The 25654-nt window shown below is 49.7% G+C and carries 29 protein-coding genes; 16 read left to right on the plus strand and 13 right to left on the minus strand.

The window, feature by feature from the left end; translation table 11 throughout:
* Positions 1-43: 43 nt before the first annotated feature.
* Both ACTHRY_RS10310 and ACTHRY_RS10315 read right to left on the minus strand, forming a co-directional pair.
* A complete protein-coding gene (locus ACTHRY_RS10310) occupies positions 44-1585 on the minus strand; it encodes an L-lactate MFS transporter (RefSeq protein WP_049322676.1) in 1542 nt (513 codons plus the stop codon).
* A gap of 225 nt (positions 1586-1810) precedes the next feature.
* Positions 1811-2392: a superoxide dismutase gene (locus ACTHRY_RS10315; RefSeq protein ID WP_049322677.1), complete on the minus strand. Its 582-nt coding sequence runs from the start codon at positions 2390-2392 to the stop codon at positions 1811-1813.
* Between the two features lie 154 nt (positions 2393-2546).
* Here ACTHRY_RS10315 and dnaB point away from each other — a divergent pair, with 154 nt between their 5' ends.
* The 6 genes from dnaB (at position 2547) to ACTHRY_RS10345 (ending at position 7417) form a co-directional block, all read left to right on the plus strand.
* Positions 2547-3953 (plus strand): replicative DNA helicase, encoded by a 1407-nt coding sequence (gene dnaB, locus ACTHRY_RS10320; protein WP_036490624.1) that lies wholly within the window; start codon positions 2547-2549, stop codon positions 3951-3953.
* A 159-nt stretch (positions 3954-4112) separates the two neighbouring features.
* Complete coding sequence (locus ACTHRY_RS10325; protein ID WP_049322678.1) at positions 4113-4778, plus strand: pilus assembly FimT family protein; 666 nt, start codon at positions 4113-4115, stop codon at positions 4776-4778.
* A gap of 15 nt (positions 4779-4793) precedes the next feature.
* Positions 4794-5459, plus strand: a complete 666-nt coding sequence (gene pilV, locus ACTHRY_RS10330; protein ID WP_193388258.1) for a type IV pilus modification protein PilV — start codon at positions 4794-4796, stop codon at positions 5457-5459.
* A gap of 2 nt (positions 5460-5461) precedes the next feature.
* Complete coding sequence (locus ACTHRY_RS10335) at positions 5462-6397, plus strand: PilW family protein (RefSeq protein ID WP_036490620.1); 936 nt, start codon at positions 5462-5464, stop codon at positions 6395-6397.
* A complete protein-coding gene (locus ACTHRY_RS10340; protein ID WP_036490618.1) occupies positions 6376-6924 on the plus strand; it encodes a pilus assembly PilX family protein in 549 nt (182 codons plus the stop codon). The genes ACTHRY_RS10335 and ACTHRY_RS10340 overlap by 22 nt, the downstream gene beginning before the upstream one ends.
* A 4-nt stretch (positions 6925-6928) precedes the next feature.
* A complete protein-coding gene (locus ACTHRY_RS10345) occupies positions 6929-7417 on the plus strand; it encodes a PilX family type IV pilin (RefSeq protein ID WP_036490616.1) in 489 nt (162 codons plus the stop codon).
* A 53-nt stretch (positions 7418-7470) separates the two neighbouring features.
* Here ACTHRY_RS10345 and ACTHRY_RS10350 read toward each other — a convergent pair whose 3' ends face one another.
* Positions 7471-8091, minus strand: a complete 621-nt coding sequence (locus ACTHRY_RS10350; RefSeq protein WP_036490614.1) for a Smr/MutS family protein — start codon at positions 8089-8091, stop codon at positions 7471-7473.
* Positions 8092-8226: 135 nt separating this feature from the next.
* Between ACTHRY_RS10350 and ACTHRY_RS10355 the strand changes: the two genes are divergently transcribed.
* The 7 genes from ACTHRY_RS10355 to ACTHRY_RS10385 all read left to right on the plus strand — a co-directional run bounded on the left by ACTHRY_RS10355 (position 8227) and on the right by ACTHRY_RS10385 (position 15143).
* Positions 8227-8604, plus strand: a complete 378-nt coding sequence (locus ACTHRY_RS10355) for a hypothetical protein (protein WP_036490612.1) — start codon at positions 8227-8229, stop codon at positions 8602-8604.
* A gap of 135 nt (positions 8605-8739) precedes the next feature.
* The gene (gene trpE / locus ACTHRY_RS10360; protein ID WP_440374228.1) at positions 8740-10215 is read left to right on the plus strand and encodes an anthranilate synthase component I; all 1476 of its coding nucleotides are present in this window, start codon (positions 8740-8742) and stop codon (positions 10213-10215) included.
* Between the two features lie 43 nt (positions 10216-10258).
* Entirely contained in the window at positions 10259-10828 is a 570-nt protein-coding gene (locus ACTHRY_RS10365) for an RNA 2'-phosphotransferase (protein WP_440374229.1), read from the plus strand.
* An 83-nt stretch (positions 10829-10911) separates the two neighbouring features.
* Positions 10912-12048 (plus strand): 5-(carboxyamino)imidazole ribonucleotide synthase, encoded by a 1137-nt coding sequence (locus ACTHRY_RS10370; protein WP_049322687.1) that lies wholly within the window; start codon positions 10912-10914, stop codon positions 12046-12048.
* A gap of 72 nt (positions 12049-12120) precedes the next feature.
* Complete coding sequence (locus tag ACTHRY_RS10375; protein ID WP_003747064.1) at positions 12121-12603, plus strand: GNAT family N-acetyltransferase; 483 nt, start codon at positions 12121-12123, stop codon at positions 12601-12603.
* Between the two features lie 36 nt (positions 12604-12639).
* Positions 12640-14616 carry a DNA mismatch repair endonuclease MutL gene (gene mutL / locus ACTHRY_RS10380; RefSeq protein WP_049322688.1) on the plus strand — a complete coding sequence of 659 codons (1977 nt, stop codon included), beginning with the start codon at positions 12640-12642 and terminating at the stop codon, positions 14614-14616.
* 80 nt (positions 14617-14696) lie between these two features.
* Positions 14697-15143: a hypothetical protein gene (locus tag ACTHRY_RS10385; RefSeq protein WP_440374230.1), complete on the plus strand. Its 447-nt coding sequence runs from the start codon at positions 14697-14699 to the stop codon at positions 15141-15143.
* A gap of 69 nt (positions 15144-15212) precedes the next feature.
* Here the strand turns inward: ACTHRY_RS10385 and kdsA are convergent, their stop codons facing one another.
* The 3 genes from kdsA to ACTHRY_RS10400 all read right to left on the minus strand — a co-directional run bounded on the left by kdsA (position 15213) and on the right by ACTHRY_RS10400 (position 18133).
* Positions 15213-16055 carry a 3-deoxy-8-phosphooctulonate synthase gene (gene kdsA / locus ACTHRY_RS10390; RefSeq protein ID WP_440374231.1) on the minus strand — a complete coding sequence of 281 codons (843 nt, stop codon included), beginning with the start codon at positions 16053-16055 and terminating at the stop codon, positions 15213-15215.
* Positions 16056-16129: 74 nt separating this feature from the next.
* Positions 16130-16513 (minus strand): aspartate 1-decarboxylase, encoded by a 384-nt coding sequence (gene panD, locus ACTHRY_RS10395; RefSeq protein WP_003678944.1) that lies wholly within the window; start codon positions 16511-16513, stop codon positions 16130-16132.
* Positions 16514-16591: 78 nt separating this feature from the next.
* Entirely contained in the window at positions 16592-18133 is a 1542-nt protein-coding gene (locus tag ACTHRY_RS10400; RefSeq protein WP_440374232.1) for a YdgA family protein, read from the minus strand.
* 175 nt (positions 18134-18308) lie between these two features.
* On the opposite strand from ACTHRY_RS10400, the gene ACTHRY_RS10405 reads away from it, so the two are divergent.
* Together ACTHRY_RS10405 and trpD are read left to right on the plus strand one after the other, a co-directional pair.
* Positions 18309-18899, plus strand: coding sequence for an aminodeoxychorismate/anthranilate synthase component II (locus tag ACTHRY_RS10405; RefSeq protein WP_440374233.1), 591 nt, complete (start codon positions 18309-18311; stop codon positions 18897-18899).
* An 88-nt stretch (positions 18900-18987) separates the two neighbouring features.
* The gene (trpD, locus tag ACTHRY_RS10410; protein WP_440374234.1) at positions 18988-20016 is read left to right on the plus strand and encodes an anthranilate phosphoribosyltransferase; all 1029 of its coding nucleotides are present in this window, start codon (positions 18988-18990) and stop codon (positions 20014-20016) included.
* 64 nt (positions 20017-20080) lie between these two features.
* On the opposite strand, the gene ACTHRY_RS10415 is transcribed toward trpD, so the two are convergent.
* From ACTHRY_RS10415 to ACTHRY_RS10440, 6 genes are all read right to left on the minus strand, one after another.
* Positions 20081-20431, minus strand: a complete 351-nt coding sequence (locus ACTHRY_RS10415; RefSeq protein WP_003747074.1) for a CsbD family protein — start codon at positions 20429-20431, stop codon at positions 20081-20083.
* A 116-nt stretch (positions 20432-20547) separates the two neighbouring features.
* On the minus strand, positions 20548-21114 hold the full coding sequence (locus ACTHRY_RS10420; RefSeq protein WP_440374235.1) for an SGNH/GDSL hydrolase family protein: 567 nt from the start codon (positions 21112-21114) through the stop codon (positions 20548-20550).
* Between the two features lie 122 nt (positions 21115-21236).
* Positions 21237-21494, minus strand: a complete 258-nt coding sequence (locus ACTHRY_RS10425) for a hypothetical protein (protein WP_004519821.1) — start codon at positions 21492-21494, stop codon at positions 21237-21239.
* 90 nt (positions 21495-21584) lie between these two features.
* On the minus strand, positions 21585-22067 hold the full coding sequence (locus ACTHRY_RS10430; protein WP_314593337.1) for a sel1 repeat family protein: 483 nt from the start codon (positions 22065-22067) through the stop codon (positions 21585-21587).
* A 72-nt stretch (positions 22068-22139) separates the two neighbouring features.
* Entirely contained in the window at positions 22140-24302 is a 2163-nt protein-coding gene (locus ACTHRY_RS10435; protein WP_440374236.1) for a heavy metal translocating P-type ATPase, read from the minus strand.
* Between the two features lie 99 nt (positions 24303-24401).
* A complete protein-coding gene (locus ACTHRY_RS10440; RefSeq protein ID WP_003674677.1) occupies positions 24402-24611 on the minus strand; it encodes a heavy-metal-associated domain-containing protein in 210 nt (69 codons plus the stop codon).
* Positions 24612-24758: 147 nt separating this feature from the next.
* Between ACTHRY_RS10440 and cueR the strand changes: the two genes are divergently transcribed.
* The gene (cueR, locus tag ACTHRY_RS10445; protein ID WP_049322431.1) at positions 24759-25151 is read left to right on the plus strand and encodes a Cu(I)-responsive transcriptional regulator; all 393 of its coding nucleotides are present in this window, start codon (positions 24759-24761) and stop codon (positions 25149-25151) included.
* Between the two features lie 246 nt (positions 25152-25397).
* Here the strand turns inward: cueR and ACTHRY_RS10450 are convergent, their stop codons facing one another.
* On the minus strand, positions 25398-25607 hold the full coding sequence (locus tag ACTHRY_RS10450; RefSeq protein ID WP_003747085.1) for a heavy-metal-associated domain-containing protein: 210 nt from the start codon (positions 25605-25607) through the stop codon (positions 25398-25400).
* Between the last annotated feature and the right edge of the window lie 47 nt (positions 25608-25654).

A 25654-nucleotide genomic window follows, 5' to 3' on the forward strand; every position in this document is an offset into this window, starting at 1 on the left:
AAAGGCCGTCTGAAACTTTCAGACGGCCTTTCATTTTCAACAATCAATTAAACAAACTTAAGGCTTTCACAAACACCATAATAACGCCGTAGCCCAAAGGAATGCAGACCAAAGCCCAGCGCCACCATACGCCGATACCGCCCGCTGATACTTTTTTGCTAATCAGATAGGCATCGGATACAGCGGTTTCATCATCGGGATTACGGCTATGGGCCGCTACTTTAATGTCTTTCTCGTGATGCTTTTCATGAACCGAGCGGACACTCAAGTTACACAGCAAACCGACAATCAACAAACCCGCCATGATGTACATGGTAATGCTATAAGCCTCGGCAGCCGGAACGCCGCTTTCAATTTGACTTTGGCGGATATAGTTAACCAATACCGGGCCAATAACGGCCGCAGTTGACCATGCCAGCAAAATCCTGCCGTGGATTGCACCGACTTGATAAGTGCCGAACAAATCCTTCAAATACGCCGGAATCGCTGCAAAACCGCCGCCATACATGGAAATAATGACGCAGAAACCTATGACAAACAAAGCCTTGTTACCGCTTCCGCCAATAGACGGAATGGCAAAATACAACAGCGAGCCGAGCACGAAGAAAATAGTATAAGTGTTTTTACGGCCGATTTTATCGGACACGCTGGACCACAAAAAGCGGCCACCCATATTAAACAGGCTCAACAGGCTCACAAAACCTGCCGCTGCGCCCGCACCAATGGCCGCTTGTTTTCCTACAGATGCCTCGGAAAACAGCTCCTGAATCATGACGGAAGCCTGTCCCAACACACCAATACCGGCTGTCACATTCAAACACAACACCCAAAACAAGAGCCAAAATTGCGGCGTTTTCATGGCTTGTGAGACATTGACATGATTGCTGCTGACCAATTTGCTTTTGTTTTTCGGCGCAACATAACCTTTAGGTTTCCAGCCATCGGCAGGTACACGGATCGTAAACGCGCCGAACATCATCAACACCAAATAAAACAACCCTAAAACCACAAAAGTCTGCGCGACGCCAACCGAAGTTTCACTGGAGAAAAAACTCATCAGCGATACCGACAAAGGCGAGGCCAACATCGCGCCGCCGCCAAAACCCATAATCGCCAAGCCTGTCGCCATGCCCGGTTTATCGGGAAACCATTTCATCAATGTCGATACAGGCCCAATATAGCCCAAGCCCAAACCAATCCCGCCAATCACGCCGTTGCCCAAATAAAGCAAAAACAGATTGTGCGTATGGACGCCGATTGCCGATACAAAAAAGCCCAAGCTAAAGCAGCAGGCGGCAACAAACATCGCCTTACGCGGCCCAACGCGTTCCATCCATGTACCGAACATGGCCGCAGACGCGCCCAGCATCGCCAAGGCAATACTGAAAATCCAACCCACCGTGGTCAGCTTCCAATCTCCGGCAGCCGACTCAGTGATACCGATAAGCTTGGTTAAAGGCGCATTAAACACGGAATAAGCGTATATCTGCCCGATGGCAAGATGCACGGCCAAAGCGGCAGGCGGTACCAGCCAACGATTAAAGCCGGGTTGGGCAATGGTCGCCTCACGGTCTAAAAACTTCATAAAATCCTCTTATCTTATGTATGTCAAACGCTGATTCCATATCATGTGGAATCAAAAAATTGTTAACAATATTGTAACATTAATCTCCCATTTTCCTTTTTGTCCGCTCCATGATAATTTTGCGCATCAGACAGAAAAAACATTCATCCAAACCATTTTCCTCATCCAATATCAACAAAAAGGCCGTCTGAAAATCTTTCAGACGGCCTTTTCATTCATATCGTTTTATGCGGCGAAGCGTTTGACAACTTCATCCCAGTTAACGATTTCCCAAAAACCTTTCAGGTAGTTAGGACGGCTGTTGCGGTAGTCGATGTAGTAGGCGTGTTCCCATACGTCACAAGTCAACAGCGGAGTATTTTCAGTAGTCAGCGGAGTACCTGCATTGGAAGTAGAAACCAGATCCAATTCTCCGGCAGGCGTTTTCACCAACCATGCCCAACCGGAACCGAAAGTACCGGCCGCGCAGGCATTGAACGCTTCTTGGAATTTCTCGAAGCTGCCCCATTTGGCGTCGATGGCCGCAGCCAATTCACCGGCAGGTTTGCCTTGGCCTTTAGGGGTAAAGCCCAGCCAGTAGAAAGTGTGGTTCCAAGTTTGGGCAGCGTTGTTGAACATACCGCCGGAAGATTTTTTTACGATTTCTTCCAAAGGCATTTCTTCAAACTCAGTGCCTTTGATTTGATTGTTCAAGTTAGTGATGTAGGTTTGATGGTGTTTGCCGTAGTGGAACTCCAAAGTTTCTTTGGTCAGATGTGGGGACAATGCGTCCAGTTCATAAGGCAGTTGTGGCAGCTTATGTTCCATTTTTGTGCTCCTGATTGTTGATATTTATATTTTGGTAGTGTGCGTCGTCATATTGACAACATGACTATTTTACCTGCTTTAGCCTAAACAAACCAATTAAACTTACACTGCGTTATAATAGCGGATTACAATTTTCCAGCCAGAGATGCCCGTCATGAGCAATTATTCCGACATGCCGTCTGAAGACCGTGAAATCAGCGCATTATCCTTGCCGCCGCATTCCACAGAAGCGGAGCAATCCGTTTTGGGCGGCCTGATGCTGGAAAATTCTGCTTGGGACCGTATTGCCGATGTCGTTTCCGGCGAGGATTTCTACCGCCACGAACACCGCCTGATTTTTCGTGCTATTGCTAACCTGATTAACGAAAGTCGCCCTGCCGATGTCATTACTGTTCAAGAAAGTTTGGAACGCAATGAAGAATTGGAAGCGGCAGGCGGATTCAACTATCTGATTACGCTGGCGCAAAACACGCCATCCGCTGCCAATATCCGCCGCTACGCCGAAATCGTGCGCGAACGTTCCATCATGCGCCAGCTTGCCGAAGTCGGCACGGAAATTGCACGCAGCGCATACAATCCGCAAGGGCGCGATGCAGGCCAGCTTTTGGACGAGGCGGAAAACAAAGTATTCCAAATCGCCGAAAGTACCGCCAAATCCAAACAAGGCTTCCTTGAGATGCCCGACCTTTTGAAAGAAGTGGTCGAGCGCATCGATATGCTTTATTCGCGTGACAATCCTGACGAGGTAACCGGCATATCGACAGGTTTTATTGACCTCGACAAAAAAACATCAGGCCTCCAGCCGGGCGATTTGATCATCGTCGCAGGCCGTCCGTCTATGGGTAAAACCGCCTTTTCGATCAACATCGCCGAACACGTTGCCGTAGAGGGCAAACTGCCTGTCGCTGTATTCTCAATGGAGATGGGCGGTGCGCAGCTGGTTATGCGTATGCTGGGTTCAGTCGGACGTTTGGATCAAAGCGTTTTAAAAACCGGCAGATTACAAGACGAACACTGGGGCCGTCTGAACGAAGCGGTCGTTAAACTCTCCGATGCACCCATGTATATCGATGAAACGCCGGGTTTGACCGCGCTCGAACTGCGCGCCCGCGCCCGTCGTCTTGCGCGCCAGTTCAACGGTAAATTGGGCTTGATCGTCATCGACTACCTGCAATTAATGTCAGGCTCCGGCCGTTCTGACAACCGCGCTTCCGAGCTTGGCGAAATTTCCCGCTCCCTTAAAGCATTGGCTAAAGAGTTGCAAGTTCCCGTCATTGCCCTGTCGCAGTTGAGCCGTACCGTTGAGCAGCGTACCGACAAACGCCCGATGATGTCCGACTTGCGTGAATCCGGCGCAATCGAACAAGATGCCGACTTGATTATGTTCATGTATCGTGATGAATACTACAACTCAGAATCACCCGCAAAAGGCTTGGCGGAATGTATTATCGGCAAACACCGTAACGGTCCCGTCGGGAAAGTATTCCTCACTTGGATGGGCCAATTTACCAAATTTGATAATGCTGCCTATGTTCCAGAATCCATGTTGATGGAAGATTGAGACAGGTTATCTGAAAAACTAACCGAATTTCATATTTTATTAGTCACGCATTCCAAAATCGTTTAGAATAAATCCAATAAAAGCAAAAGCATTGCCACAAGCAAATGCAAAAAGAGAAAACGTCGGTTACCCCAACACATTACTACCCAAAAATCACTCATGTATCAGACACAAAAAGGCTTCACCCTAATTGAGTTGCTGATCGTCATTACTATTGCAGCAGTAATGGCCGTCATCGCATTCCCAAATATGAATCAATGGATTGCCTCCAGACGTGCGGCATCGCAAGCAGAGCAAATTGCCAATCTGCTGCGTTTCGCGCGAAATGAGGCCGTCCGTCTCAATCTTCCCGTTTACATCTGCCCGGTCAAAATCAAATCCGATGGCTCGCCCAATAATGGTTGCGATTCCAAATATGCCGGTAATGGTATGTTGGCCTACGCCGATAAAAACGGAGATTCCAACTATAAAAACGATACAGTCGATTTATCCGTCCGCTCCATTATCCTTAATGGGGATACCGACAAAGTGGAATACAGCTTCAACTATATCCCTATCGGCAATGACCGTTCCGCCCTCTCGACCTCAGCTTCAAAAGAAGTCTGGTGGAGATTCCTGCCCAATGGTACATTTGGCCATTCGACCGATGGAAAGAATTATCAATTTTCAGACGGCCACATCAAAATCAGCCTGACGGATAAATATGCTACCGATGCTGAAACCAAGAAAGCCCGTGCTACCGTACTTTTGATCAATGGCAATGGGCATGTCGAAATCTGTGCTAAAAACGATGAGCGCAAAATATGCGAATACTCTTCCAAATAATAACAACGGTATCTTATGAACATTACTAATCCTACTCATCTCAGATCATTTAAAGGCCGTCTGAAAACGAGCTCAACAAGCTTTACCCCAAAACTTCAATCAGGCATGACCCTGATTGAAGTTTTGATTGCCATGTTTGTCCTTGCCATCGGTGTGCTCGCCCTTCTGGCTGTCCAACTGCGTACCGTATCCAACGTGCGTGAGTCTGAAAATCAAACCACTGTCGCCCAAATTACACAAAATCTAATCGAAAGCATGCTCATTAACCCGACGCTCTCTGAAGAAACCGATACTGCAGGCGACAAAACCTCCCGTTATAAAAAATCCTACGATGCTTACATCACATCAAGCTCTGAACAGCTGAAAGACTCAAAGCAAACCAATGAATTTAAAGAAAAAATGACAAAAGCGCAACTTGCACAAGCTCAAATTGCCCAGTTTAAAGCCGATTTAGCCAAAGCCCTTCCCGAAGCCCAAGTTTTCTCGACCATCTGCAAAGATTCTTCCGGTGCAGAACCGACTTACGAAAAGGGGTTTAATGCAAAATGCGATGGCAAAGGCGACACGACCATCGTGAAAGTTTTATGGTTGCAAGATGTCGAAGAAGAAAATACTTCAAAAAATCTCAATACATCGGGGCATCACGTTGTCTATACCTACCAATCACGCGTAAGAGACTAACAATGAACAATAAACGCTTACTCAACCATATTCCCAATAAAACCGCGATGCGCGGTTTCAGCATCCTTGAATTTCTGGTTGCCAGCCTGCTCAGCATGATCGTCTTAATGGCGGTCAGCTCCACCTACTTTACTGCACGCGGATTGAACAAATCTGCCAACACCCGTATCGGTATCCAACAAGATTTGCGCAACGCCGCCAATATGATTGTCCGCGATGCGCGTATGGCAGGCAATTTCGGCTGCTTCAATATGTCTAATTTTCCTGCCTCTGCAGTGATAGAAGACAAAAGCTCAGATGAATATACATTGAAAACGACGGGTGTGAATAATCTGTTACCGATTAAAGAAATCAATAAATTAGGCTATGCAGGCTTTGCTCAAACCGGCAAAGCCCTGCTGTTTCAATATGGAATCGACAAAGCAAACCCTGCTGCAAAAACTGCCATTGTCAGCAGCTGTTTCGGTATTGCCAAACCTCAAACAGAAATTAAAGATTTGGATGCGGCAAAAACGGCTTTGAAAATGACCGACTCTGATCAAAACGGCAGTATCGCCATTATGAAGCATGAAATGATTGCCTACGCTGTCGGTAAACTTGGCGAAGAGAGCGGTTTGTTCCGTTTCCAATTATCAAATGATGGCTCATGGAGTAATCCGCAGCTCCTGATTAAAGGCATCACTACTATGGATATCCACTATATCTATGCAGAATGTCCTCATTCTGAAAATGCCTCTGCCAGCGGAGTAAATACAGAATCCTTTGATTACAAAACCGCATTGGATAGCTCAGCTGAAGCCAAGTCTCCCGCCTCAATCCAAATCGTACTGAATAACGGCAGTATCGACCCATCGAAAGAACAAGACAATAAAGTCGATATCTACAATATTAATGCCACCATCCGCGGAGGAAACGTATGCGCCGACCGATCACTCTAATTAAACCTGACCGGCAGCAAGGCTATGCTTTGTTTATCGTATTAATGATGATGATCGTCATCGCCCTGCTCGTGGTTACAGCCACCCAGTCCTACAATACCGAACAGCGTATCAGCACCAACGATGCCGACCGCAAACTGGCAACCACCTTGGCCGAAGCCGCATTGCGTGAAGGTGAAAATCAAATTTTTGATATTGAAGGGAAAAAGACTAATTTTACCAAAGAGTGTAAAGATGGTTTTTGCGCCACACCTAACGTGAAATCTGACAGCGAAGCCATCGAAGAAACCGCTACGGAAGATGCCTGGAAAAGAAAATGTGATAAAAATCAAAATCTTTGCATCGATGCCAACGGTAAAGAATACTCTCTAGGTAAAAATAGCGGCATTGCAAAAAATCCCCGCTACATTATCGAATATTTAGGTAAAACTACTGAGGGTCGAATTACCTACCGCGTTACTGCCAAAGCATGGGGTAAGAATGCCAATACCCAAGTCGTCCTTCAGTCTTACGTTGCCAGCGAATAATAAAATGAATACCACCTCTACCAAACAACTAGGCTTTACGCTGGTTGAGATGATGATTGCCGTCGCCATCTTAGCCATCCTGAGCGTCATTGCCATTCCCTCTTACAACCGCTACATTGAACGCGGCTACCAATCACAAGCGCATGCCGAGTTAGTCGCCATCAATTCTGCTTTTAAAAACCAGTTGGTTAAAAATCCAAAGTGGAAAACTGATGAGATTAAAACCAAATTGGATGACTTTATTTCCTCATACAAAGGCCATAAAGATTTGGCAGACAAATACCAATACTCTGCCGAAATGATTGATGCCAGTACAAGCCGAGCCTATCGTTTGAAAGCTATTCCCATAAAAACAGGCTATACCCTTTCCGTTTGGATGGATAGCTTGGGCAATGCTTACAAATGCACTGATATTAATTCTGCCAAAGATTCTAAAACCACAATGACCAATGGAAAAGGTTGCGAATCGGTTTCCAAAAAGAAATCTTCTTAAACTGACAACCATAAAAAAAGCAGTGCCATCTTACTGACACTGCTTTTTATATTTTACTGTTTCCAATCATCGTCTCGGCGTTGACGCTTCAACAAGATTCTGACTGCGCCATCATTGCCTTGTCGAGGCTCGACATAAGCCAATACATCAGGATGTTGCATCAACCAGCGGCGCGTCATATTTTTCAAAACTGGTTTATAGCCCGCAGAACCCAAGCCGCTGCCGTGGACAATCTCGCCGCAAACGCCGCGTTTTTTCGTAAACTCAATAAATTCGTTCAATACCTGCTGCGCTTCTTCCTGCGTATAGCCGTGCAAATCTACATCCGCCACCACGGGATAATGGCCGTTTCGCAAACGCATCAAATCATTTTTCCCCTGTCCGTTTTTACTGAACGAAGCCGGCGGTTCTTCCCAGCCGCCGCTGCCCACATAAAAATAATCTTCCTGCTCCAAAGTCGCCATTTCTTTAGGTCGCGGTTTGATAGGCGATTTATCGCGGGGCTGTTCATAATAGTTGCCGGCATTTTTCAACGGCGTAACCTTGCCAACCGCCTTGCTGAAATCCACATCTTCCGCCTGCTTTTTAGCCTTCGCTTCCGCCTCCCGCTCCGCAGCTTCCTTTTTCGCCTGTTTGCCCAAAGCCTTCAGCGTTTCTTGAAAGTTTGCCGTCATGGTTTGTCCTTTCCAAAAAATTGATTGCACACATTATAGCAAACCCGATTACAAGGCCATCTGAAAGACTCTTATCATCGCACCTTGTTTAGGGTATAGTATTGTCGCCTTGTCAGTCTTAAAAAGAGAAAAATCATGTTTAAACGCCCGGAAGAAATTATTGTTTTGGTACTTGCCCTATTATGGGTCGCACTCAGCTACTACTTTGCCGCCATCCTGATTTCAGATGCCTACACCATCCTCCTGATTACCGTACTGACTTTCGTTTGGGCGGCCATCTGTTTCCTTTTATGGCAACGCAACTTAAGCCGTCATATTTGGCCGCTGTTCCTCGGCAGCCTGGTTGCCTGCTGGTGGCCGTACTTCACTTGGCTTGCAAGCGATGTTCCCGAAGGCACATGGTATTCAGGCTGGACATTCAAATCCATTATTGCCCTGATTCCCGTTGTTGCCGCTTATGTTTTCAAGTGGAAACGGAGCCGAAAAAACAAAATCTCCAATACCCTTGCCTGATACCTCGCGCCGTCTTTTTCAGACGGCGTTTTCCATATCTGACATAACGCTCAGACTGTCAACAATTCCAATAAAATGCTATACTCTTCACACGATTTAACACCCTGAAACAGGCCGTCTGAAAGACTTATCAAGATGATCAGCAAACAAGAATACCAAGCCCAAGCCGCACAAGGTTACAACCGCATTCCACTCGTTCAAGAGCTGCTTGCCGATTTGGATACACCGCTCTCAATCTACCTCAAACTTGCCAACAAGCCTTTCACCTACCTGCTCGAATCCGTTGTCGGTGGCGAACGCTTCGGCCGCTATTCCTTTATCGGTCTGCCTTGCAGCTACTATCTCAAAACCAGCGGCAAACATGTCGATGTGTATCAAAACGGCAAAATCGTCGAACAACACGACGGTAATCCCCTACCCTTTATCGAAGCCTTCCACAACCGCTTCAAAACGCCCGAAATCCCAAGCCTGCCGCGCTTTACCGGCGGCCTGGTCGGCTACTTCGGTTATGAAACCATCTACAATTTCGAACATTTTGCCCACCGCCTGAAACATACGGCCAAAGCCGATCCCCTCGGTACGCCCGACATCCTCCTGATGCTCTCGCAAGAGCTTGCCGTAGTGGATAACCTAAGCGGCAAAATCTACCTGATTGTTTACGCCGATCCGTCTCAAGCCAACGGCTACGAACGCGCGCGCGAACGTCTTGAAGACATCCGTACCCAGTTGCGCCAAAGTTGCGCCATCCCGCTCTCGCTCGGCAGCAAACAAACCCAAGCAGTCAGCGAATTTGGCGAAGAACCTTTCAAAGCCTGCGTCAACAAAATCAAAGACTACATCTTTGCAGGCGACTGTATGCAGGTTGTGCCCAGCCAACGCATGAGCATGGAATTTACCGATAATCCGCTTGCCCTCTACCGCGCCCTGCGTACGCTGAACCCATCGCCGTATATGTTCTACTACGATTTCGGTGATTTCCATATTGTCGGCTCTTCGCCCGAAATCCTCGTCCGCCGCGAACGCGACGATGTTATTGTCCGCCCTATCGCCGGCACACGCCTGCGCGGCAAGACACCAGCCGAAGACCTTGCCAACGAACAAGACCTGCTGAGCGACGCCAAAGAAATTGCCGAACACGTCATGTTGATTGACCTAGGACGCAACGACGTCGGCCGCATCAGTAAAACCGGCGAAGTCAAAGTCACCGACAAAATGGTGATTGAAAAATACTCCCATGTGATGCACATCGTCTCCAACGTCGAAGGCCGTCTGAAAGACGGTATGACCAACATGGACATCCTCGCCGCCACGTTCCCCGCCGGCACACTCTCCGGCGCCCCCAAAGTCCGCGCCATGGAGATCATCGAAGAAGTTGAACCGAGCAAACGCGGCATCTACGGCGGCGCAGTCGGCGTATGGAGTTTCAACAACGACATGGACTTGGCCATTGCCATCCGCACCGCCGTGATTAAAAACAATACCCTATTCGTCCAAAGCGGCGCAGGCGTAGTTGCTGATTCCGACCCGACATCCGAATGGCAGGAAACCCAAAACAAAGCCCGGGCAGTAATCCGTGCAGCGCAAATGGTGCAAGAAGGATTGGATAAATAATTTTCAGACGGCCTGCGCTCTGAAATGACTAAACAACAAGATTATGATACTAAAAGAAAAACAACTAAAATCCATCAGCAAATTCCTCAGCTTTATCTTACGTCATCATCCCGAGCAAATCGGCATTACTTTAGATAAAGACGGCTGGGTGGATATTGATACCCTACTGACGCAGGCAAACCATCCCGAGCGCGGCTTTACGGGCAATCCGCTGACCTACGAAATATTGTTGGAAGTGGTCGAAAACAACGATAAAAAACGGTTTACCCTGTCTGAAGACGGCAAACGTATCCGCGCGGCGCAAGGTCATTCGACGGCACAAGTTCAAGTTGAACACAAAGTGGCGACGCCTCCTCAGATTTTGTATCACGGTACGGCTGAACGCTCTGTTCCGTCTATTTTGGAGCAAGGCTTGCATTCTGCCTCGCGCCATTTTGTCCATCTGTCTGCCGATGCCGAAACAGCCGTTAAAGTCGGTTCCCGACACGGCAAGCCGGTTGTATTGACCATCGACACTGTCGCCATGCTTGCGGCAGGACATCAATTTTATCTGGCGGACAACGGCGTATGGTTAACTGAAAACGTTCCGCCGCAATTTATCGGCAAACTTTAAAACATCAGGCCGTCTGAAGCTGTAAAACCATGTTCAGACGGCCTGCAAACACCCTACCCAATTTCTTCATAAAGCGATTATCCATGAACACATCCCCCATCCTCCCTCCTGCAATGCTCGGCATCCTTGGCGGCGGACAATTAGGCAGAATGTTTACTGTTGCTGCCAAAACCATGGGCTACAAAGTAACCGTACTCGATCCCGATCCGGACGCGCCGGCAGCGGAATTTGCCGACCGCCATTTGTGCGCGCCGTTTGATGACCCGGCCGCTTTGGAAGAATTGGCAAAATGCGCGGCGGTTACGACCGAGTTTGAAAACGTCAATGCCGACGCGATGCGTTTTCTCGCCAAACACACTAATGTTTCCCCCAGCGGCGACTGCGTTGCCATCGCGCAAAACCGTATTCAGGAAAAAGCGTGGATACGCAAAGCGGGGCTGCAAACCGCGCCGTATCAAGCAATTTGCAAAGACGAAGACATCACTGAAGAAAGCGTACAATTTCTGCCCGGCATCCTGAAAACGGCTACTTTGGGCTACGACGGCAAAGGCCAAATCCGCGTAAAAACATTGGATGAACTCAAAGCCGCGTTTGCTGAACACGGCGGCGTGGATTGCGTTTTAGAAAAAATGGTGGATTTGCGCGGCGAAATTTCCGTTATCGTATGCCGTCTGAACAATGATAATGTGCAAACTTTCGACCCTGCCGAAAACATTCACGAAAACGGCATCCTTGCCTACTCCATCGTCCCAGCCCGACTGAGTGCCGACATTCAGCAACAGGCGCGGCAGATGGCGCAGCGTTTGGCCGATGAATTGAACTACGTCGGCGTATTGGCGGTAGAAATGTTTGTTGTCGGCGATACACATGAATTGGTCGTCAACGAAATCGCGCCGCGTCCGCACAACTCCGGCCACCATACCATCGACGCCTGCGCGGCAGACCAATTCCAGCAACAGGTCCGCCTGATGTGCAACCTGCCTCCGGCTGACACTAAATTGCTGAATTCTTGCTGTATGGCGAATATTTTGGGCGACGTTTGGAAGGAAGACGGCGGCGAACCCGAATGGCTGCCGCTGCAAAGCAACCCGAACGCACATCTGCATCTTTACGGTAAAAAAGCTGCGCGCAAAGGCCGAAAAATGGGCCACTTTACCGTTTTGGCCAACGATGCGGACAACGCGTTCCAAACCGCACAAACCTTACATCAAAGCCTGTAACCTTACCCACTTTTTTCAGACGGCCTTTGATTGCCAAAGGCCGTCTGAAATCAATTTTTCCGACCATCCGCCATGAGCCTTCTGACCATCCTCCGTCCGGCAACCGAAAAAGACTGCCAAGCCATACACAATGCCCATCTGCATGCCGTTCAATACGCCTGCATCCGCAGTTACGACGAAACCATTATGCACGCATGGGAAAGTCTGCTCGACATCAACAGCTATTTGGAAACCATCTCCGACAAAAACAAAGCCTTGTGGGTGGTCGAATACAAGGGGCTGATTCAAGGTTTCTTCCAAGTCGATTTCAAAGAAGCGCAACTGGACGCCTTATACGTCCATCCGCTCTTCCACAATCTCGGCTTGGGCACGGCCCTGCTCAGCCGCGCCGAAGAAATGGCCCGAAATGCAGGCCTCAGCTTTCTCAAACTGTATGCCTCGCTCAATTCCGTGCCTTTCTATCGGCTCAACCGTTATGAATCGCTCGGTACTGCCGTGTTGCAGCTGAACAAAACCGTCCGCGTCGAATGCGAATTGATGCGCAAATACCTGTAATTTCCCCTTCCGCCGTTGCTTTTTTGAAAGAAACCGATGTCCCGAATTGCCGCCCTGCCCGACCATCTTGTTAACCAAATCGCCGCCGGCGAAGTGGTCGAACGCCCTGCCAACGCCTTGAAAGAAATCGTTGAAAACAGTATCGATGCAGGCGCGACAGCGATTGATGTCGAGCTGGCAGGCGGCGGTATCCGCCTGATCCGCGTCAGCGACAACGGCAGCGGCATCCATCCGGACGACATCGAGCTTGCACTCCACCGCCATGCCACCAGCAAAATCAAAACCTTAAACGATTTGGAACACGTTGCCAGCATGGGCTTTCGCGGCGAAGGTTTGGCCAGTATCGCCTCCGTCAGCCGCCTGACCCTGACCAGCCGTCAAGAAGACAGCACGCACGCTACCCAAGTCAAAGCAGAAGACGGCAAACTCAGCAGCCCTACGGCAGCCGCCCACCCCGTCGGCACCACCATCGAAGCCGCCGAACTCTTCTTCAATACCCCCGCGCGGCGCAAATTCCTCAAATCCGAAAACACCGAATACGCCCACTGCGCCACCATGCTCGAACGCCTCGCGCTGGCGCATCCGCACATCGCCTTCTCGCTCAAACGCGACGGCAAACAAGTATTCAAACTTCCTGCACAAAGCCTGCATGAACGTATCTCCGCCATTGTCGGCGATGATTTTCAGACGGCCTCATTGGAAATTGACAGCGGCAATGGCGCGCTAAGGCTCTATGGCGCGATTGCCAAGCCGACTTTCGCCAAAGGCAAAACCGACAAACAATACTGCTTCGTCAATCATCGTTTTGTCCGCGACAAAGTTATGCTCCATGCCGTCAAGCAGGCATACCGCGACGTTTTGCACAACGCGCTGACGCCTGCTTTCGTCCTCTTTCTCGACCTGCCGCCCGAAGCCGTGGATGTCAACGTCCACCCGACCAAAACCGAAATCCGCTTCCGCGACAGCCAGCAGGTGCACCAACTCGTGTTCCACACGCTCAACAAAGCCCTTGCCGACACGCGCGCCGACTTGACCGAAAGCGTCAGTAATGCAGGCGAAGTGTTGCATGACATTACCGGCGTTACGCCTGCACCAATGCCGTCTGAAAACAACAGCGAAAATCTGTTTGATAGCGCATCCAACTACCCGACAGGCAACAAATCCGACACACGCAATGCCTTTGGTTCATCAGGCAAAACCGCGCCCATGCCTTACCAAGCCGCACGCGCGCCGCAACAACGCAGCCTGTCCCTGCGCGAAAGCCGCGCGGCCATGAATACTTATGCCGAACTCTACAAAAAAACTGACGATATCGACCTTGAGTTGAGCCAATTCGAGCAGGCACGTTTCGGCAATATGCCGTCTGAAATGCCTACCCAAAAAACAGATACGCTGCTTTCAGACGGCCTTCCATCACAATCCGAACTGCCGCCGCTCGGCTTTGCCATTGCCCAATTATTAGGCATCTACATCCTTGCCCAAGCCGAAGACAGCCTGTTGCTCATCGATATGCACGCCGCCGCCGAACGCGTCAACTACGAGAAAATGAAACGCCAACGTCAGGAAAACGGCAACCTGCAAAGCCAGCGCCTGCTTATTCCCGTAACCTTTGCCGCGTCCCACGAAGAATGCGCCGCCCTCGCCGATCATGCCGAAACGCTGGCAGGCTTCGGGCTGGAATTGTCCGACATGGGCGGCAATACCCTTGCCGTCCGTGCAGTTCCCGCCATGCTCGGCAAAGCCGACGTCGTTTCGCTGGCGAAAGACGTTTTGGGCGAACTCGCCCAAGTCGGCAGCAGCCAAACCATCGAAGAACACGAAAACCACATCCTTGCCACCATGTCCTGCCACGGCTCCGTCCGTGCCGGCCGCCAACTTACCCTGCCGGAAATGAATGCGCTCCTGCGCGATATGGAAAATACACCGCGCAGCAACCAGTGCAACCACGGCCGTCCGACTTGGGTCAAACTGACTTTAAAAGAATTGGATGCGTTGTTTTTACGCGGACAGTAATAAAGAGCAATCAAAAGCTTTAAAGCTCCCTGAAAACATCAATATGTGTTTTTAGATAGCTTATTTGCAAAATCTCGTCTATGAATAAAACCCTATTTTTCATACTGATCACCTTATTGATACAACCTGTTTATGCAGAAAAAATAAGATATGACAAACCTGAATATTGGCTATTAATCCATTCTTATCCCGATAAAAGTAAATCGATCTACGGTAATACTCTTATCCGCTCGCTTTCACCCCAAAGTTTATTGATGGAGATACGTCATAAGAAAGCTAAGCCACTGCCTAAAAATAACTCAATGAATAGTCAAAAGAATATGATAGGAAAGGACTATATTAAAGCTCGTTTTAAACTCCAAATTGACTGTGAAAATCAAAAAATGGCATATGAAGACTTTGCATTTTTTGATAGTAAGGATCAATTGAGTGCATATGGGGTCCTATCTTCCGAAGAACTGCAATGGTTTAAAATAAAAAACAATTTAATTGCAGAAAAACTCTATCGCTTTACTTGTGAATTTTGAATAAATGCAATAAAAAATATAAAAGGCCGTCTGAAAATGCTTTCAGACGGCCTTTTAATTGATTGACCCTTAACAAATATCCATAGGCGCAAACGATTTCACGGTTTCATCGATTGCTTTAACACGGGTCAGGAAGTCTTCCAATTGCGCAAGCGGCAATGCACTTGGGCCATCGCATTTGGCTTGGTCTGGATTGGCATGGGATTCAAGGAACAAACCGGCCAATCGGGTTGCCATGCCGGCAAGCGCCAAGTCCAATACTTGGGCGCGACGACCGCCCGATGCGGCAGCACCGGATTCGCGCGTTTGCAGGGAATGGGTTACGTCAAAAATAACGGGCAGGTTGTTACACGTTTTTTTCATCACGCCAAAGCCGAGCATATCGACCACCAAGTTGTCGTAGCCGAAGTTTGCGCCGCGTTCGCACAAAATGATTTGCTCGTTGCCTGCTTCTTGGAATTTCTCAACGATGTTTTTCATTTGAGACGGGCTGAGGAATTGCGGCTTTTTGATGTTGATGACATTGCCGGTTTTCGCCATTGCCACCACCAAATCGGTTTGGCGTGCCAAGAAGGCTGGCAGCTGGATGACATCGCAGACTTCGGCAACCGGCTGGCATTGGTAAGGCTCGTGAACGTCGGTAATCACAGGAACGTTAAACTCGCGCTTCACTGCTTGAAAAATCTTCATGCCTTCGTCCAAACCCACACCGCGGAAAGAGTGGATGGAAGAGCGGTTTGCCTTGTCGAAAGAGGCTTTGAACACGTAAGGGATACCGAGTTTATCGGTTACTTTAACGTATTGTTCACAGGCTTTCAGCGTAGAGTCGAGGTCTTCAAGGACATTGATGCCGCCGAAAAGGGTAAAGGGCGCATCGTTGCTGACGGTGATGTTGTTGATTTGGATATTCACGGCAAAGCCTTTCATATAAGTTGAATTTGGGAAACAGGCCGTCTGAAACGTTTCAGACGGCCTTTGTTTGAATATTACAACACGGTGTGCGGCGGCTCATAAGAAATCACGTCGCGGATTTTATTGTTCTCATCGACGAGGACGACTTTTGGCTCATGCGCTGCAATTTCGGGTTCGGACAACATGACGTAAGACATGATGATCACGATGTCGCCTTTTTGAACCAAACGCGCAGCCGCGCCATTGAGGCAAACGACGCCGCTGCCGCGTTCGCCGGGGATGGTGTAGGTTTCAAGGCGTTCGCCGTTGTTATTGTTGACGATGGCGACTTTTTCGTTTACGCAAATACCTGCCGCATCCAGCAGGTCTTGGTCAACGGTAATGCTGCCGACGTAGTTGAGGTCGGCTTCGGTAACGGTGGCACGGTGGATTTTGCCGCCGAGCATGGTACGAAACATGGGTTTCCTTTTTGATTGTGGGTTGATTTGCGGTTTTAACTTCAGTGAAGCTAAAACCGCTGTTTGTGTGATTGAGGATTAGTTATTGGGAAAGTCTGATTCGTCGAACTCGGGTTCCGGGTCGCTTTGAAGGACTTTTCCGTTTAATTTCAACTCGCTGTTTTGCAGAGTCAGATGGGTTTTGACATTATCGTCTTCTAAGGTCAAATATTTCTCACTTGCCATGCTTTTGATGGTGCTGTCTACCATCAGGCGCAAGGTCTCGTTGATATCGTCGATGCTGGCACGGCCTGCGGCTTCATCTTCGGCATTGACGCTAAACAGGCTGCTGGCTTGGTTGACGGCGAGCTGCTCCAACAATTTTTGCGGTACGCTCATGTTGAAGTCGGCTTCGGTTTTCTTCAGCATATCGCCCAGGCTGTTGAGGTCTTTGGCTGTCAAACCTTTAAAGGCAAGCTTGCCGCTGACATCGACATCACCATTAGGCATGGTAAATTTGAAGGTTTTGATGTTTAAAACCGGATTGTTGGTAAACAGGCCCGAAGCCTCGTTTTTGGCCGTCTGAAGCAAAGAAGCCTGAATTTCTTCTTCGCTCATTTTTTTCACGGACACTTCGGCAATTTTGTTTTTCAACGCCAAAAGTGATGCGGCGTCCAAATGCTCGGCGGCAACATTGATGTCCAGAGGGCCGTATTTGTCTTCGCCATAGGTCAGACTTTCAAATTGGAAGCGGCCTTCGCTGTTGATGAATTTATCGACTGCGCCGGTCTGGGTATCGAAACGCAGTTTGTTGACTTCGATTTTAGACGGAGCAATCGTGCCGGTCGGATTGATGAATGCACCAATTTGCAGATTGGTTACGAGGTTGACCAACTCGTTCAACTTAACGTTGTAATCGATGTTTTCTTTCCATTGCAGCAGGAATTTATCCAGCGTAATGCTGCTCTTGCCCAAAGAAAGTTTGGTCAGGCCGTCTTCCGTTTCGGATTGGAAGCGCAGGTTTTCCAAAGACACATCGCCTTTGTCGGCCAATTTGACTTGCAAAGACGGCGCAAGGTAATCGTGGCGATAGCTTTTGAAGCCTTGGCTGTAATCGGTATTGCCGCTAAAGCCTTTCCAGTTGAGCTTGATGCCGGAAAGCTCTTCGTAGTCGAAGGCGGGGATATTGAGGCTGAGTTTGCCGTCGCCGGAAAGGTAAACCGTATTGGTCATGGTCAACGGCGTTTGCTGGCCGAAGAAGCGGTCCAAAACCTTTTTGGTTTCCGGATGGTATTGGAACTCGGTTTCCACGTGGGCGCGCGTACCGAAGCCGCCGGCAAACGGGCCGTGTGTTACGTGGTTGATAACCGTAATCGGCTCTTGCAGGACAGTTTTCAAATTGTCCGGCAGGTATTTTTGCGTATTTTGAAGCAGGGTCGGCTTGAGGCGGATGACGGTCGTCTCGGTTGAACTGAACCAGCCGCGATCGTATTGGTGGGATTCAACGGTCAGGAAACCGGATTCCTGCAACAGCTTTTGTTGCTCGGTCAGGCTTTCTTCCGCTTTGACACCGAGATAGTAAGGCGTGCCGAGCGCAGCGGCGATAACGACGGCGGCAGTCGGGATAAGATACTTTTTCATCACTTCAAACAGATTAGGTTCAAAGCGTAAAGCATAGCATTTTTTAGCTGTTTTGTCTTATCCGCCGTTTCAGACGGCCTTTAGGGGAAGATTGTGATATTATGCAAATATAAACGGTTTTTACACTTTTGGCAGGCCTTACCCTGTCTGCCGAAATGTCATTAAAGGTTTGCAAATGCTTTTATTTATCGACAATTACGACAGCTTCACCTACAACATCGTTCAATACTTTGCCGAATTGGGGCAGGAAGTTTTGGTACGCTGCAACGATGAAATCACCCTCGAAGAAATCGAAGCCCTGAAACCGCAATATCTGGTCATCGGCCCGGGCCCTTGCTCACCGAAAGAAGCAGGCATTTCTGTTGCGGCCATGCAGCACTTTGCCGGCAGGCTGCCCGTCATGGGCGTGTGCCTCGGCCATCAAACCATGGGCGAAGCGTTCGGCGGCAATATCGTGCGCGCGCAAACGATGATGCACGGCAAAGTCTCCCCCGTTTTCCATCACGGCACAGGCATGTTTAAAGACCTGCCCAATCCGGTCAACTGCACGCGCTACCACAGCCTGGCCATCGACCGCGCCACCCTGCCCGACTGCCTCGAAATTACCGCATGGACGGAAGACGGCGAAATCATGGGTGTACGCCACAAAGAATATGCCGTCGAAGGCGTACAGTTCCACCCCGAAGCCCTGCTGACCGAACACGGCCACGATATGCTGAAAAACTTCTTGGAAGAATTCAAAGACTATCGTCCGCAAAAATCTTAATGAAAGGCCGTCTGAAATGTGTTTGACAGTGTTCAAACCGCATTTTCAGACGGCCTGAATCACATCGGACACGAACAAAGGAACAATCATGATTACCCCTCAACAAGCGATTGAACGCCTCATCAGCAACAACGAACTTTTCTACGATGAAATGACCGACCTCATGCGCCAAATCATGAGCGGCCAAGTTCCGCCCGAGCAAATCGCCGCCATTCTGACCGGCCTGCGGATTAAAGTTGAAACCGTTTCCGAGATTACCGCCGCAGCCAGCGTGATGCGTGAATTTGCCACGAAAGTGCCGCTGGAAAACACCGACGACTTGGTCGATATTGTCGGCACAGGCGGCGACGGTGCCAAAACCTTCAATATTTCCACGACTTCCATGTTTGTCGCGGCTGCGGCAGGTGCGAAAGTCGCCAAACACGGCGGCCGCTCCGTTTCTTCATCCAGCGGTGCTGCTGATGTTATGGAACAAATGGGTGCCAACCTCAACCTCAACCCCGAACAGGTTGCCCAAAGCATTCAGCAAACCGGCATCGGCTTTATGTTCGCGCCCAACCACCACAGCGCCATGCGCTATGTTGCTCCTGTCCGCCGTTCGCTCGGCTTCCGCAGCATCTTCAATATCTTGGGCCCGTTGACCAATCCTGCCGGCGCGGCAAACCAACTCTTGGGCGTGTTCCACATCGACTTGTGCGGCATTCTTTCCCGCGTATTGCAACAGCTTGGTTCCAAGCATGTTTTGGTTGTGTGCGGCGAAGGCGGTTTGGATGAAATCACGCTGACCGGCAAAACCCGCGTTGCCGAACTGAAAGACGGCAAAATCACCGAATACGATATCAGCCCGGCCGATTTCGGCATGGAAGTCCGCCGCAATTTGGACGAAATCAAAGTCGAAAACGCGCAAGAATCCCTGCAAAAAATGAACGAAGTGCTGGATGGCAAAGTCGGTGCCGCACGCGACATCGTCGTCCTCAATGCAGCCGCCGCGCTCTACGCAGGAAATGTGGTCGCATCGCTGGCGGACGGTGTCAAAGCCGCGCAAGAAGCCATCGACTCCGGCAAAGCCAAAGCCAAAAAAGACGAGTTTATCGAATTTGGCAAACAGTTTGCCTAAACTTTAAAACCATAAACAAAGGCCGTCTGAAAAATCTTTCAGACGGCCTTTTATTCTTTAAATATTAAAATTTGCTTTTAATATCATTAATCAAGCCTTCAGCTTTTTCTTTGGCTTCTTCAGCCAAGTGTGCTACTTTCTCTTTGGCTTCACCGGCTAAATGAGCTGCTTTTTCTTTAGCTTCACCTGCAAAGTTTTCTACTTTTTCTTTAGCCTCGCCTGCGAAGTGCGCCGCTTTTTCTTTGGCTTCACCTGCAAAGTTTTCTGCTTTTTCTTTAGCATCCGCAGCAACTTCTTTTGTCTTACCGACGCCTTGTTGAACTACGCCTTCAGCTTTGAGTTTGGAATCGTCAAGAACTTCGCCGGCTTTCTCTTTTACTTCACCGCTGATTTGATCTAATTTGCCAGTCATCATTTATTCCTTCTTAGTTTCATGTTGATAAGAGTAATCACTATACCCCAATAGATATTGGGTTGCAACTTAAAGTCTGTCTCAATATTAAAAACATAATAAAAATGGATTACGTCAAGTTAGCACAACTGTTTCAATATCGCTTCGGCTACTGCCTCGCCTATCATCTTGCTGCCGAACTCATTGAAATGAAGTCCATCGCACAGCATCACATCGGTCAAATCCTGCTCAAACATCAGAATGTATAAATCATTGACGGTAAAACCATATTGCCTTGCCAAATCCTCCGCCACACGGTTATAGGCCTTCAAGTCGGCCAGATAGCGGCGCGAGGGTTTGACGATATTGTGTACGCTTTCCAAAAACGGCGTACTGCTCGCCCAAATAATTTTTGCCCCTGTCTGTTTCAGATAATCGAAAATTTGGGTCAGGTTGTTGCGGTAGGTTTCTATATCGGCCACCGGCCCATTACAGCCTTGATTGTGGCGGATGTCGTGCAAACCGCAGTTGATGTGGATAATGTCTCCCACAGTCGCGCCCTCTGTCCATTGCCCGATATGCTCTAACACATCATGCGACGAGCGGCAGTTTTCCGATGGAGAAACAATTTCCGCCTCAGGCAAAGCGGCGCGCGTGTAAGGCTCCGAAGCAAGCCGCACTGAATCGCCGATTAAGTAAACGGTCATTTTTGTTCTCCTCCCTTTATTTGAACCAACATCAAGGCCGTCTGAAATATCACTTATATTATTATAAGAGTGCTATTTCAGACGGCCTTAACTTCAATCAAGTTCTATCGTCAAATCATCAATTAACGCTGACTGTTTTTATAAAAATCAATTAATTGCTTGGCCTGCAACATGGGCAGCCCAAAACGGTCACTCACAGCTTTCAAATCCTTCCACTCCTGACCGGTCAGATTCTGCCCAACCCACTTGAGGTTTTCCGGATTGCTTTTGATTTTCTCAAAATACGCCTGCTTGCGTTTCCAGTTGCGCGACCACACCAGCAACATGGTAAAAATACATAAAACAATCAATACAATATTGGTAAACAACATCATGTCCATACGACAAACTCCCGCTTGAGTCTCAAAATCAGAAAATATGGATTAAAGGCCGTCTGAAAAAACAATCTTCAGACGGCCTCAGCTTGACGCTCAACGTTGCATTTCCAGCATTAGCGCCTGACAAGCAGCTTCGTTTTCCAAAGCACAAGATTCGCTCAGTTGATTTAAACGGCTGTCGCGGTCTGATGTAGTGCCTTGCGCCATCTCTGCTTTAGTTTCTTCAAGATTAGTACAGGCATTTTCATAACCGCCTTTACATGCCCGTTCGTAGAGTTTGACCGCGGCGGCATAATCCATGCCCAAACCGCTGGACGGATTGAGATACAGATTACCCAAAACATTGCAGCCGCGCATATTGCCGCCATCGCAGGCTTTTTTCAGAAACGGATAAGCATGAGCAGGCGCTTCAAGATAATCGCGCGTCCAAATGGCCGCAGTGACACAACTTTCCAGATTGTTCCGATTGCATTCTCGTATCAGCTTATCGTGCTGCTTCTCGCTGTAATCCCCAGCCTGCACGCTAAATCCAGTAGCAACCAATGCCAAGCCAAACAATAAACGAAGTGTTTTCATCTGATTATTCCTTCAAAAATACTTAAATGACAGGCCGTCTGAAAAAACAATCTTCAGACGGCCTTTATATTATCACTCAATCTTCACCCGTTTCAGGCGCAAGGCATTGCTCAACACGGAAACCGAGCTTGCTGCCATTGCCGCGCCTGCGATAACAGGGTTTAGGAAGCCGAGCGCGGCGAGCGGAATGCCCAAGATATTGTAGAAGAAGGCGAAGAACAGGTTTTGCTTGATGTTTTTCAAAGTCGCCTGCGATACCAGCAGTGCATCGGCGAGTTGGTTAACCGAATGCTGCATCAGCGTGGCGGAGGCGGTGTGTTCGGCAACGTCCGCACCGCCTTTCATGGCGAAGCTGACGTTGGCGGCGGCGAGCGCGGGGGCGTCGTTGATGCCGTCGCCGACCATTGCCACGGTTTTGCCGGCGGCTTTGAGTTTCTGCACTTCGGCGGCCTTATCGCGCGGACTCATGTTGCCGAAGGCGTGGGCAATACCCAGTTGTTTGGCGACGTATTCGACCGTACCTTGATTGTCGCCGCTCATGATGTAAACGTCGATGCCGTGTTTTTTCAGACGGCCTATGGCTTCGGCGGTATCGGCTTTCAGCGCGTCGGCAAGTGCGAATGCGCCGATGGGTTTGTTATCGACCGAGACTGCGACAATACTTGCGATGTCCCAAACGCCGTCTGAAAACTTCGGCAAGGCCAGTTCGGCAAATTCAGCTTTGCCCACTTTCACCAAACCCGCGCCTTCGACTTCGGCGGCAATGCCTGCGCCGACAACGGTTTGCGCATCTTGTGCGGTGGGAATGTCCAAACCGCGCGCTTGGGCGGCGGAGACGATAGCGCGGGCGAGTGGGTGGGCGGCGTTTTGTTCAACGGCGGCGGCGATGCGGTACAAAGCGTCTTCATCAAAACCGCTATCGGGAACACAATAAACGGCGGCAACCTGCGGCTTGCCTTCGGTCAGCGTGCCGGTTTTGTCCAACACAACGGCATCGACGTGGGCCGCCTCTTCCATCGCCGCCGCGTCTTTAAACCAAATGCCGTGTTTCACCGCCTTGCCCATGCCGACCATAATCGCGGCGGGCGTTGCCAGACCGAGCGCGCACGGGCAGGCAATCACCAAAACGGCAACGGCGTGCATCAGCGCAACCGTCCAATCACCTTTTACCAGCCAAGTGGCGATAAAAGTCAGAAGCGCGATGCCCACGACGGCAGGCACGAATACCGCCGCCGCCTTATCCGCCACGCGCGCAATCGGTGCCTTGCTGCCCTGCGCTTCGGACAGCGCATTCATCATGTCGCCGAGCAGGGTTTGGCTGCCGAGCTGCGTGGCGCGGTACACCACGCTGCCTTCGGTTATCAGTGCGCCCGCCAACACTTTGCCGCCCGCTTTTTTCTCTTCAGGATTGGATTCGCCAGTAAGATGGCTCTCGTCCGCCCAGCCGCTGCCGCTCTCGATGATGCCGTCGGCGGCAATGCGTTCGCCGTGGTTGGCGCGGATAAGGTCGCCGATTTGCACTTGGTCGATGGGCAGTTGTTTCCATTCTCCATCGCGTTGCACGTTGACTTGAGTAGGCGTGAGTTTCAGCAGTAGGCCCAAGCTGTTCAGGCTGGATTTTTTGGTGCGGTGTTCCAAAAATTTGCCCAGCGACACAAAACCAATCACCATCACGCCTACTTCAAAATACACGTGTGCCATGCCGTGCGCCGCGTGCGGGCTGAAAAACAGCATATAAACGGAATATAGGTAAATCGACACCGTGCCAATGGTAACGAGCACGTCCATATTCGCCAGCCCGCCTTTAATGCTCGCCCATGCGCTTTTGTAAAACGGGATGGCCAGCCAAAGCTGCACCACGCTTGCCAGCACAAACTGCCATACAGGCGGAATCATCCAATCGTGCCGCCCGATCATCATGCCTGCCATGCCGATTAAAAACGGAATATTAATGGCCAGCAAAAGCCACAGCCTCCAGCCGATATGGTGTTCTGCTTCAGGTTGCGACAATGTATCTTCCGTTTTTTCCTTTGCGCCGTAACCGGTTTTCTCAATGATTTTGGCGATGTCGGCAGCGGAAGTTTTGCTGTCGTCAAACGTAACCTGCGCCTCCTCGCTGGCAAAGTTCACCCCTGCCGATTCGACAAAATCTTTTTTGTTCAACACTTTTTCAATACGCGAAGCGCAGGCCTGACAGGTCATGCCTTCGATTTGGAAACGGACTTTTTGTTGCATGGTTTCTTCCTTCTGAATGTGGTTGGGCTACCTGAAAAAAGCGGAGCAGGGTTTTCAGGTAGCCTTTGGGGTGTTGCAGTCGATTTGTTGCGATTCGATTTACAAAGCCGCATCAAAGCCGCCGTCTTCCACCGCTTCTATCAGCGCGGCGGGGTTGGTTTGGGCGGGGTCGAATTCCACGACGGCATTCTTGTTTTCCAGGCTCACTTCGGCCTTGTCCACGCCGTTTACGCCTTCGAGGATGCTGGTAACGCTTTTCACGCAGCCGCCGCAGGTCATGCCTTCGATGTTTAATGTGATGGTTTGCATAGGGTTTCCTTTCTGTTGGAATGAGGCTGAGGTTTTAAAGCCCGTTGCAGCCAAAGCTTTCAGGTAACCTGAAATGATGGGTCTGCTCTTGCTTTCCCGCTAAGTGCCGCCACTATAAAGCTTTACCCGAAGTAAAGGTCAAGCATCATGATGAACATCAGCCAGGCCGCGGCCGAGATCGGCCTTTCCGCCAAACAAATCCGCGACTACGAAAAGCACGGCCTAATCGCCCCGGCCGCGCGCAGCGAAGCGGGCTACCGCCGCTACGGACAGGCCGACCTTGTCCGGCTGTGCTTTATCCGCCATGCGCGGGAAGTGGGCTTTTCGCTGCCGCAGATCGGGCAGCTTTTGAGCCTGCAACACAACCCGCAGCGTACCAGCCGCGAAGTGAAAACGCTCACCGCGCGGCACATCGCCGAGCTGGAAGCCAAAATCGAACGCTTGCAGGGCATGGTGGCCGAGCTGCAACGTTGGCACGATGCCTGCGCGGGAGACGACTGCCCGGATTGTGCGATTTTGGCCGGGCTGGAGGAGCGTTAGGCGGCTTGGGCAGAATAGAAACAGGCTACCTGAAAAGTTTCAGGTAGCCTTAGTCGGCCGCTAACGGTTTGGTACAGGCCTCGTCGTAATACGGCAGCCACTTGCCGCCGCTTTGCTTCAGATATGCGCGAAAACTTTTGTTTACCCGTGTGGCGGTGTAATCCAAATAATGGCAAAAAGTAAGTTATCAAGAGACAGAGGCCGTCTGAAGCGTTTCAGACGGCCTTTTCAAAATACGCTTATCGGTTACAAAGCCACATCGTAGCCGCCATCTTCTACGGCATCAATCAGCGCGTCGGCATCTGTTTTGCTTTCATCGAAAGTAACCACTGCATTTTTGTTTTCCAGGCTGACTTCTGCTTTTTCTACGCCTTCTACGCCTTCCAAAAGACGGGTTACGCTTTTCACGCAGCCGCCGCAGGTCATGCCGTCGATATTGAGGGTAACAGTTTGCATTTGTATTTCCTTTCATTCAAACAAATATGGTTGCCAAATACTTTACT

The sequence above is a fragment of the Neisseria sp. P0004.S004 genome, assembly GCF_051963335.1.
In the GTDB taxonomy this organism is placed as follows: domain Bacteria; phylum Pseudomonadota; class Gammaproteobacteria; order Burkholderiales; family Neisseriaceae; genus Neisseria.

What these genes read in the sequence shown, in the direction of transcription:
- ACTHRY_RS10310 (WP_049322676.1), bottom strand. Translation starts at nt 1,585, where the DNA reads ATGAAGTTTTTAGACCGTGAGGCGACCATTGCCCAACCCGGCTTTAAT.
- ACTHRY_RS10315 (WP_049322677.1), bottom strand. Translation starts at nt 2,392, where the DNA reads ATGGAACATAAGCTGCCACAACTGCCTTATGAACTGGACGCATTGTCC.
- dnaB (WP_036490624.1), top strand. Translation starts at nt 2,547, where the DNA reads ATGAGCAATTATTCCGACATGCCGTCTGAAGACCGTGAAATCAGCGCA.
- ACTHRY_RS10325 (WP_049322678.1), top strand. Translation starts at nt 4,113, where the DNA reads ATGTATCAGACACAAAAAGGCTTCACCCTAATTGAGTTGCTGATCGTC.
- pilV (WP_193388258.1), top strand. Translation starts at nt 4,794, where the DNA reads ATGAACATTACTAATCCTACTCATCTCAGATCATTTAAAGGCCGTCTG.
- ACTHRY_RS10335 (WP_036490620.1), top strand. Translation starts at nt 5,462, where the DNA reads ATGAACAATAAACGCTTACTCAACCATATTCCCAATAAAACCGCGATG.
- ACTHRY_RS10340 (WP_036490618.1), top strand. Translation starts at nt 6,376, where the DNA reads ATGCGCCGACCGATCACTCTAATTAAACCTGACCGGCAGCAAGGCTAT.
- ACTHRY_RS10345 (WP_036490616.1), top strand. Translation starts at nt 6,929, where the DNA reads ATGAATACCACCTCTACCAAACAACTAGGCTTTACGCTGGTTGAGATG.
- ACTHRY_RS10350 (WP_036490614.1), bottom strand. Translation starts at nt 8,091, where the DNA reads ATGACGGCAAACTTTCAAGAAACGCTGAAGGCTTTGGGCAAACAGGCG.
- ACTHRY_RS10355 (WP_036490612.1), top strand. Translation starts at nt 8,227, where the DNA reads ATGTTTAAACGCCCGGAAGAAATTATTGTTTTGGTACTTGCCCTATTA.
- trpE (WP_440374228.1), top strand. Translation starts at nt 8,740, where the DNA reads ATGATCAGCAAACAAGAATACCAAGCCCAAGCCGCACAAGGTTACAAC.
- ACTHRY_RS10365 (WP_440374229.1), top strand. Translation starts at nt 10,259, where the DNA reads ATGATACTAAAAGAAAAACAACTAAAATCCATCAGCAAATTCCTCAGC.
- ACTHRY_RS10370 (WP_049322687.1), top strand. Translation starts at nt 10,912, where the DNA reads ATGAACACATCCCCCATCCTCCCTCCTGCAATGCTCGGCATCCTTGGC.
- ACTHRY_RS10375 (WP_003747064.1), top strand. Translation starts at nt 12,121, where the DNA reads ATGAGCCTTCTGACCATCCTCCGTCCGGCAACCGAAAAAGACTGCCAA.
- mutL (WP_049322688.1), top strand. Translation starts at nt 12,640, where the DNA reads ATGTCCCGAATTGCCGCCCTGCCCGACCATCTTGTTAACCAAATCGCC.
- ACTHRY_RS10385 (WP_440374230.1), top strand. Translation starts at nt 14,697, where the DNA reads ATGAATAAAACCCTATTTTTCATACTGATCACCTTATTGATACAACCT.
- panD (WP_003678944.1), bottom strand. Translation starts at nt 16,513, where the DNA reads ATGTTTCGTACCATGCTCGGCGGCAAAATCCACCGTGCCACCGTTACC.
- ACTHRY_RS10400 (WP_440374232.1), bottom strand. Translation starts at nt 18,133, where the DNA reads ATGAAAAAGTATCTTATCCCGACTGCCGCCGTCGTTATCGCCGCTGCG.
- ACTHRY_RS10405 (WP_440374233.1), top strand. Translation starts at nt 18,309, where the DNA reads ATGCTTTTATTTATCGACAATTACGACAGCTTCACCTACAACATCGTT.
- trpD (WP_440374234.1), top strand. Translation starts at nt 18,988, where the DNA reads ATGATTACCCCTCAACAAGCGATTGAACGCCTCATCAGCAACAACGAA.
- ACTHRY_RS10415 (WP_003747074.1), bottom strand. Translation starts at nt 20,431, where the DNA reads ATGATGACTGGCAAATTAGATCAAATCAGCGGTGAAGTAAAAGAGAAA.
- ACTHRY_RS10420 (WP_440374235.1), bottom strand. Translation starts at nt 21,114, where the DNA reads ATGACCGTTTACTTAATCGGCGATTCAGTGCGGCTTGCTTCGGAGCCT.
- ACTHRY_RS10425 (WP_004519821.1), bottom strand. Translation starts at nt 21,494, where the DNA reads ATGGACATGATGTTGTTTACCAATATTGTATTGATTGTTTTATGTATT.
- ACTHRY_RS10430 (WP_314593337.1), bottom strand. Translation starts at nt 22,067, where the DNA reads ATGAAAACACTTCGTTTATTGTTTGGCTTGGCATTGGTTGCTACTGGA.
- ACTHRY_RS10435 (WP_440374236.1), bottom strand. Translation starts at nt 24,302, where the DNA reads ATGCAACAAAAAGTCCGTTTCCAAATCGAAGGCATGACCTGTCAGGCC.
- ACTHRY_RS10440 (WP_003674677.1), bottom strand. Translation starts at nt 24,611, where the DNA reads ATGCAAACCATCACATTAAACATCGAAGGCATGACCTGCGGCGGCTGC.
- cueR (WP_049322431.1), top strand. Translation starts at nt 24,759, where the DNA reads ATGATGAACATCAGCCAGGCCGCGGCCGAGATCGGCCTTTCCGCCAAA.
- ACTHRY_RS10450 (WP_003747085.1), bottom strand. Translation starts at nt 25,607, where the DNA reads ATGCAAACTGTTACCCTCAATATCGACGGCATGACCTGCGGCGGCTGC.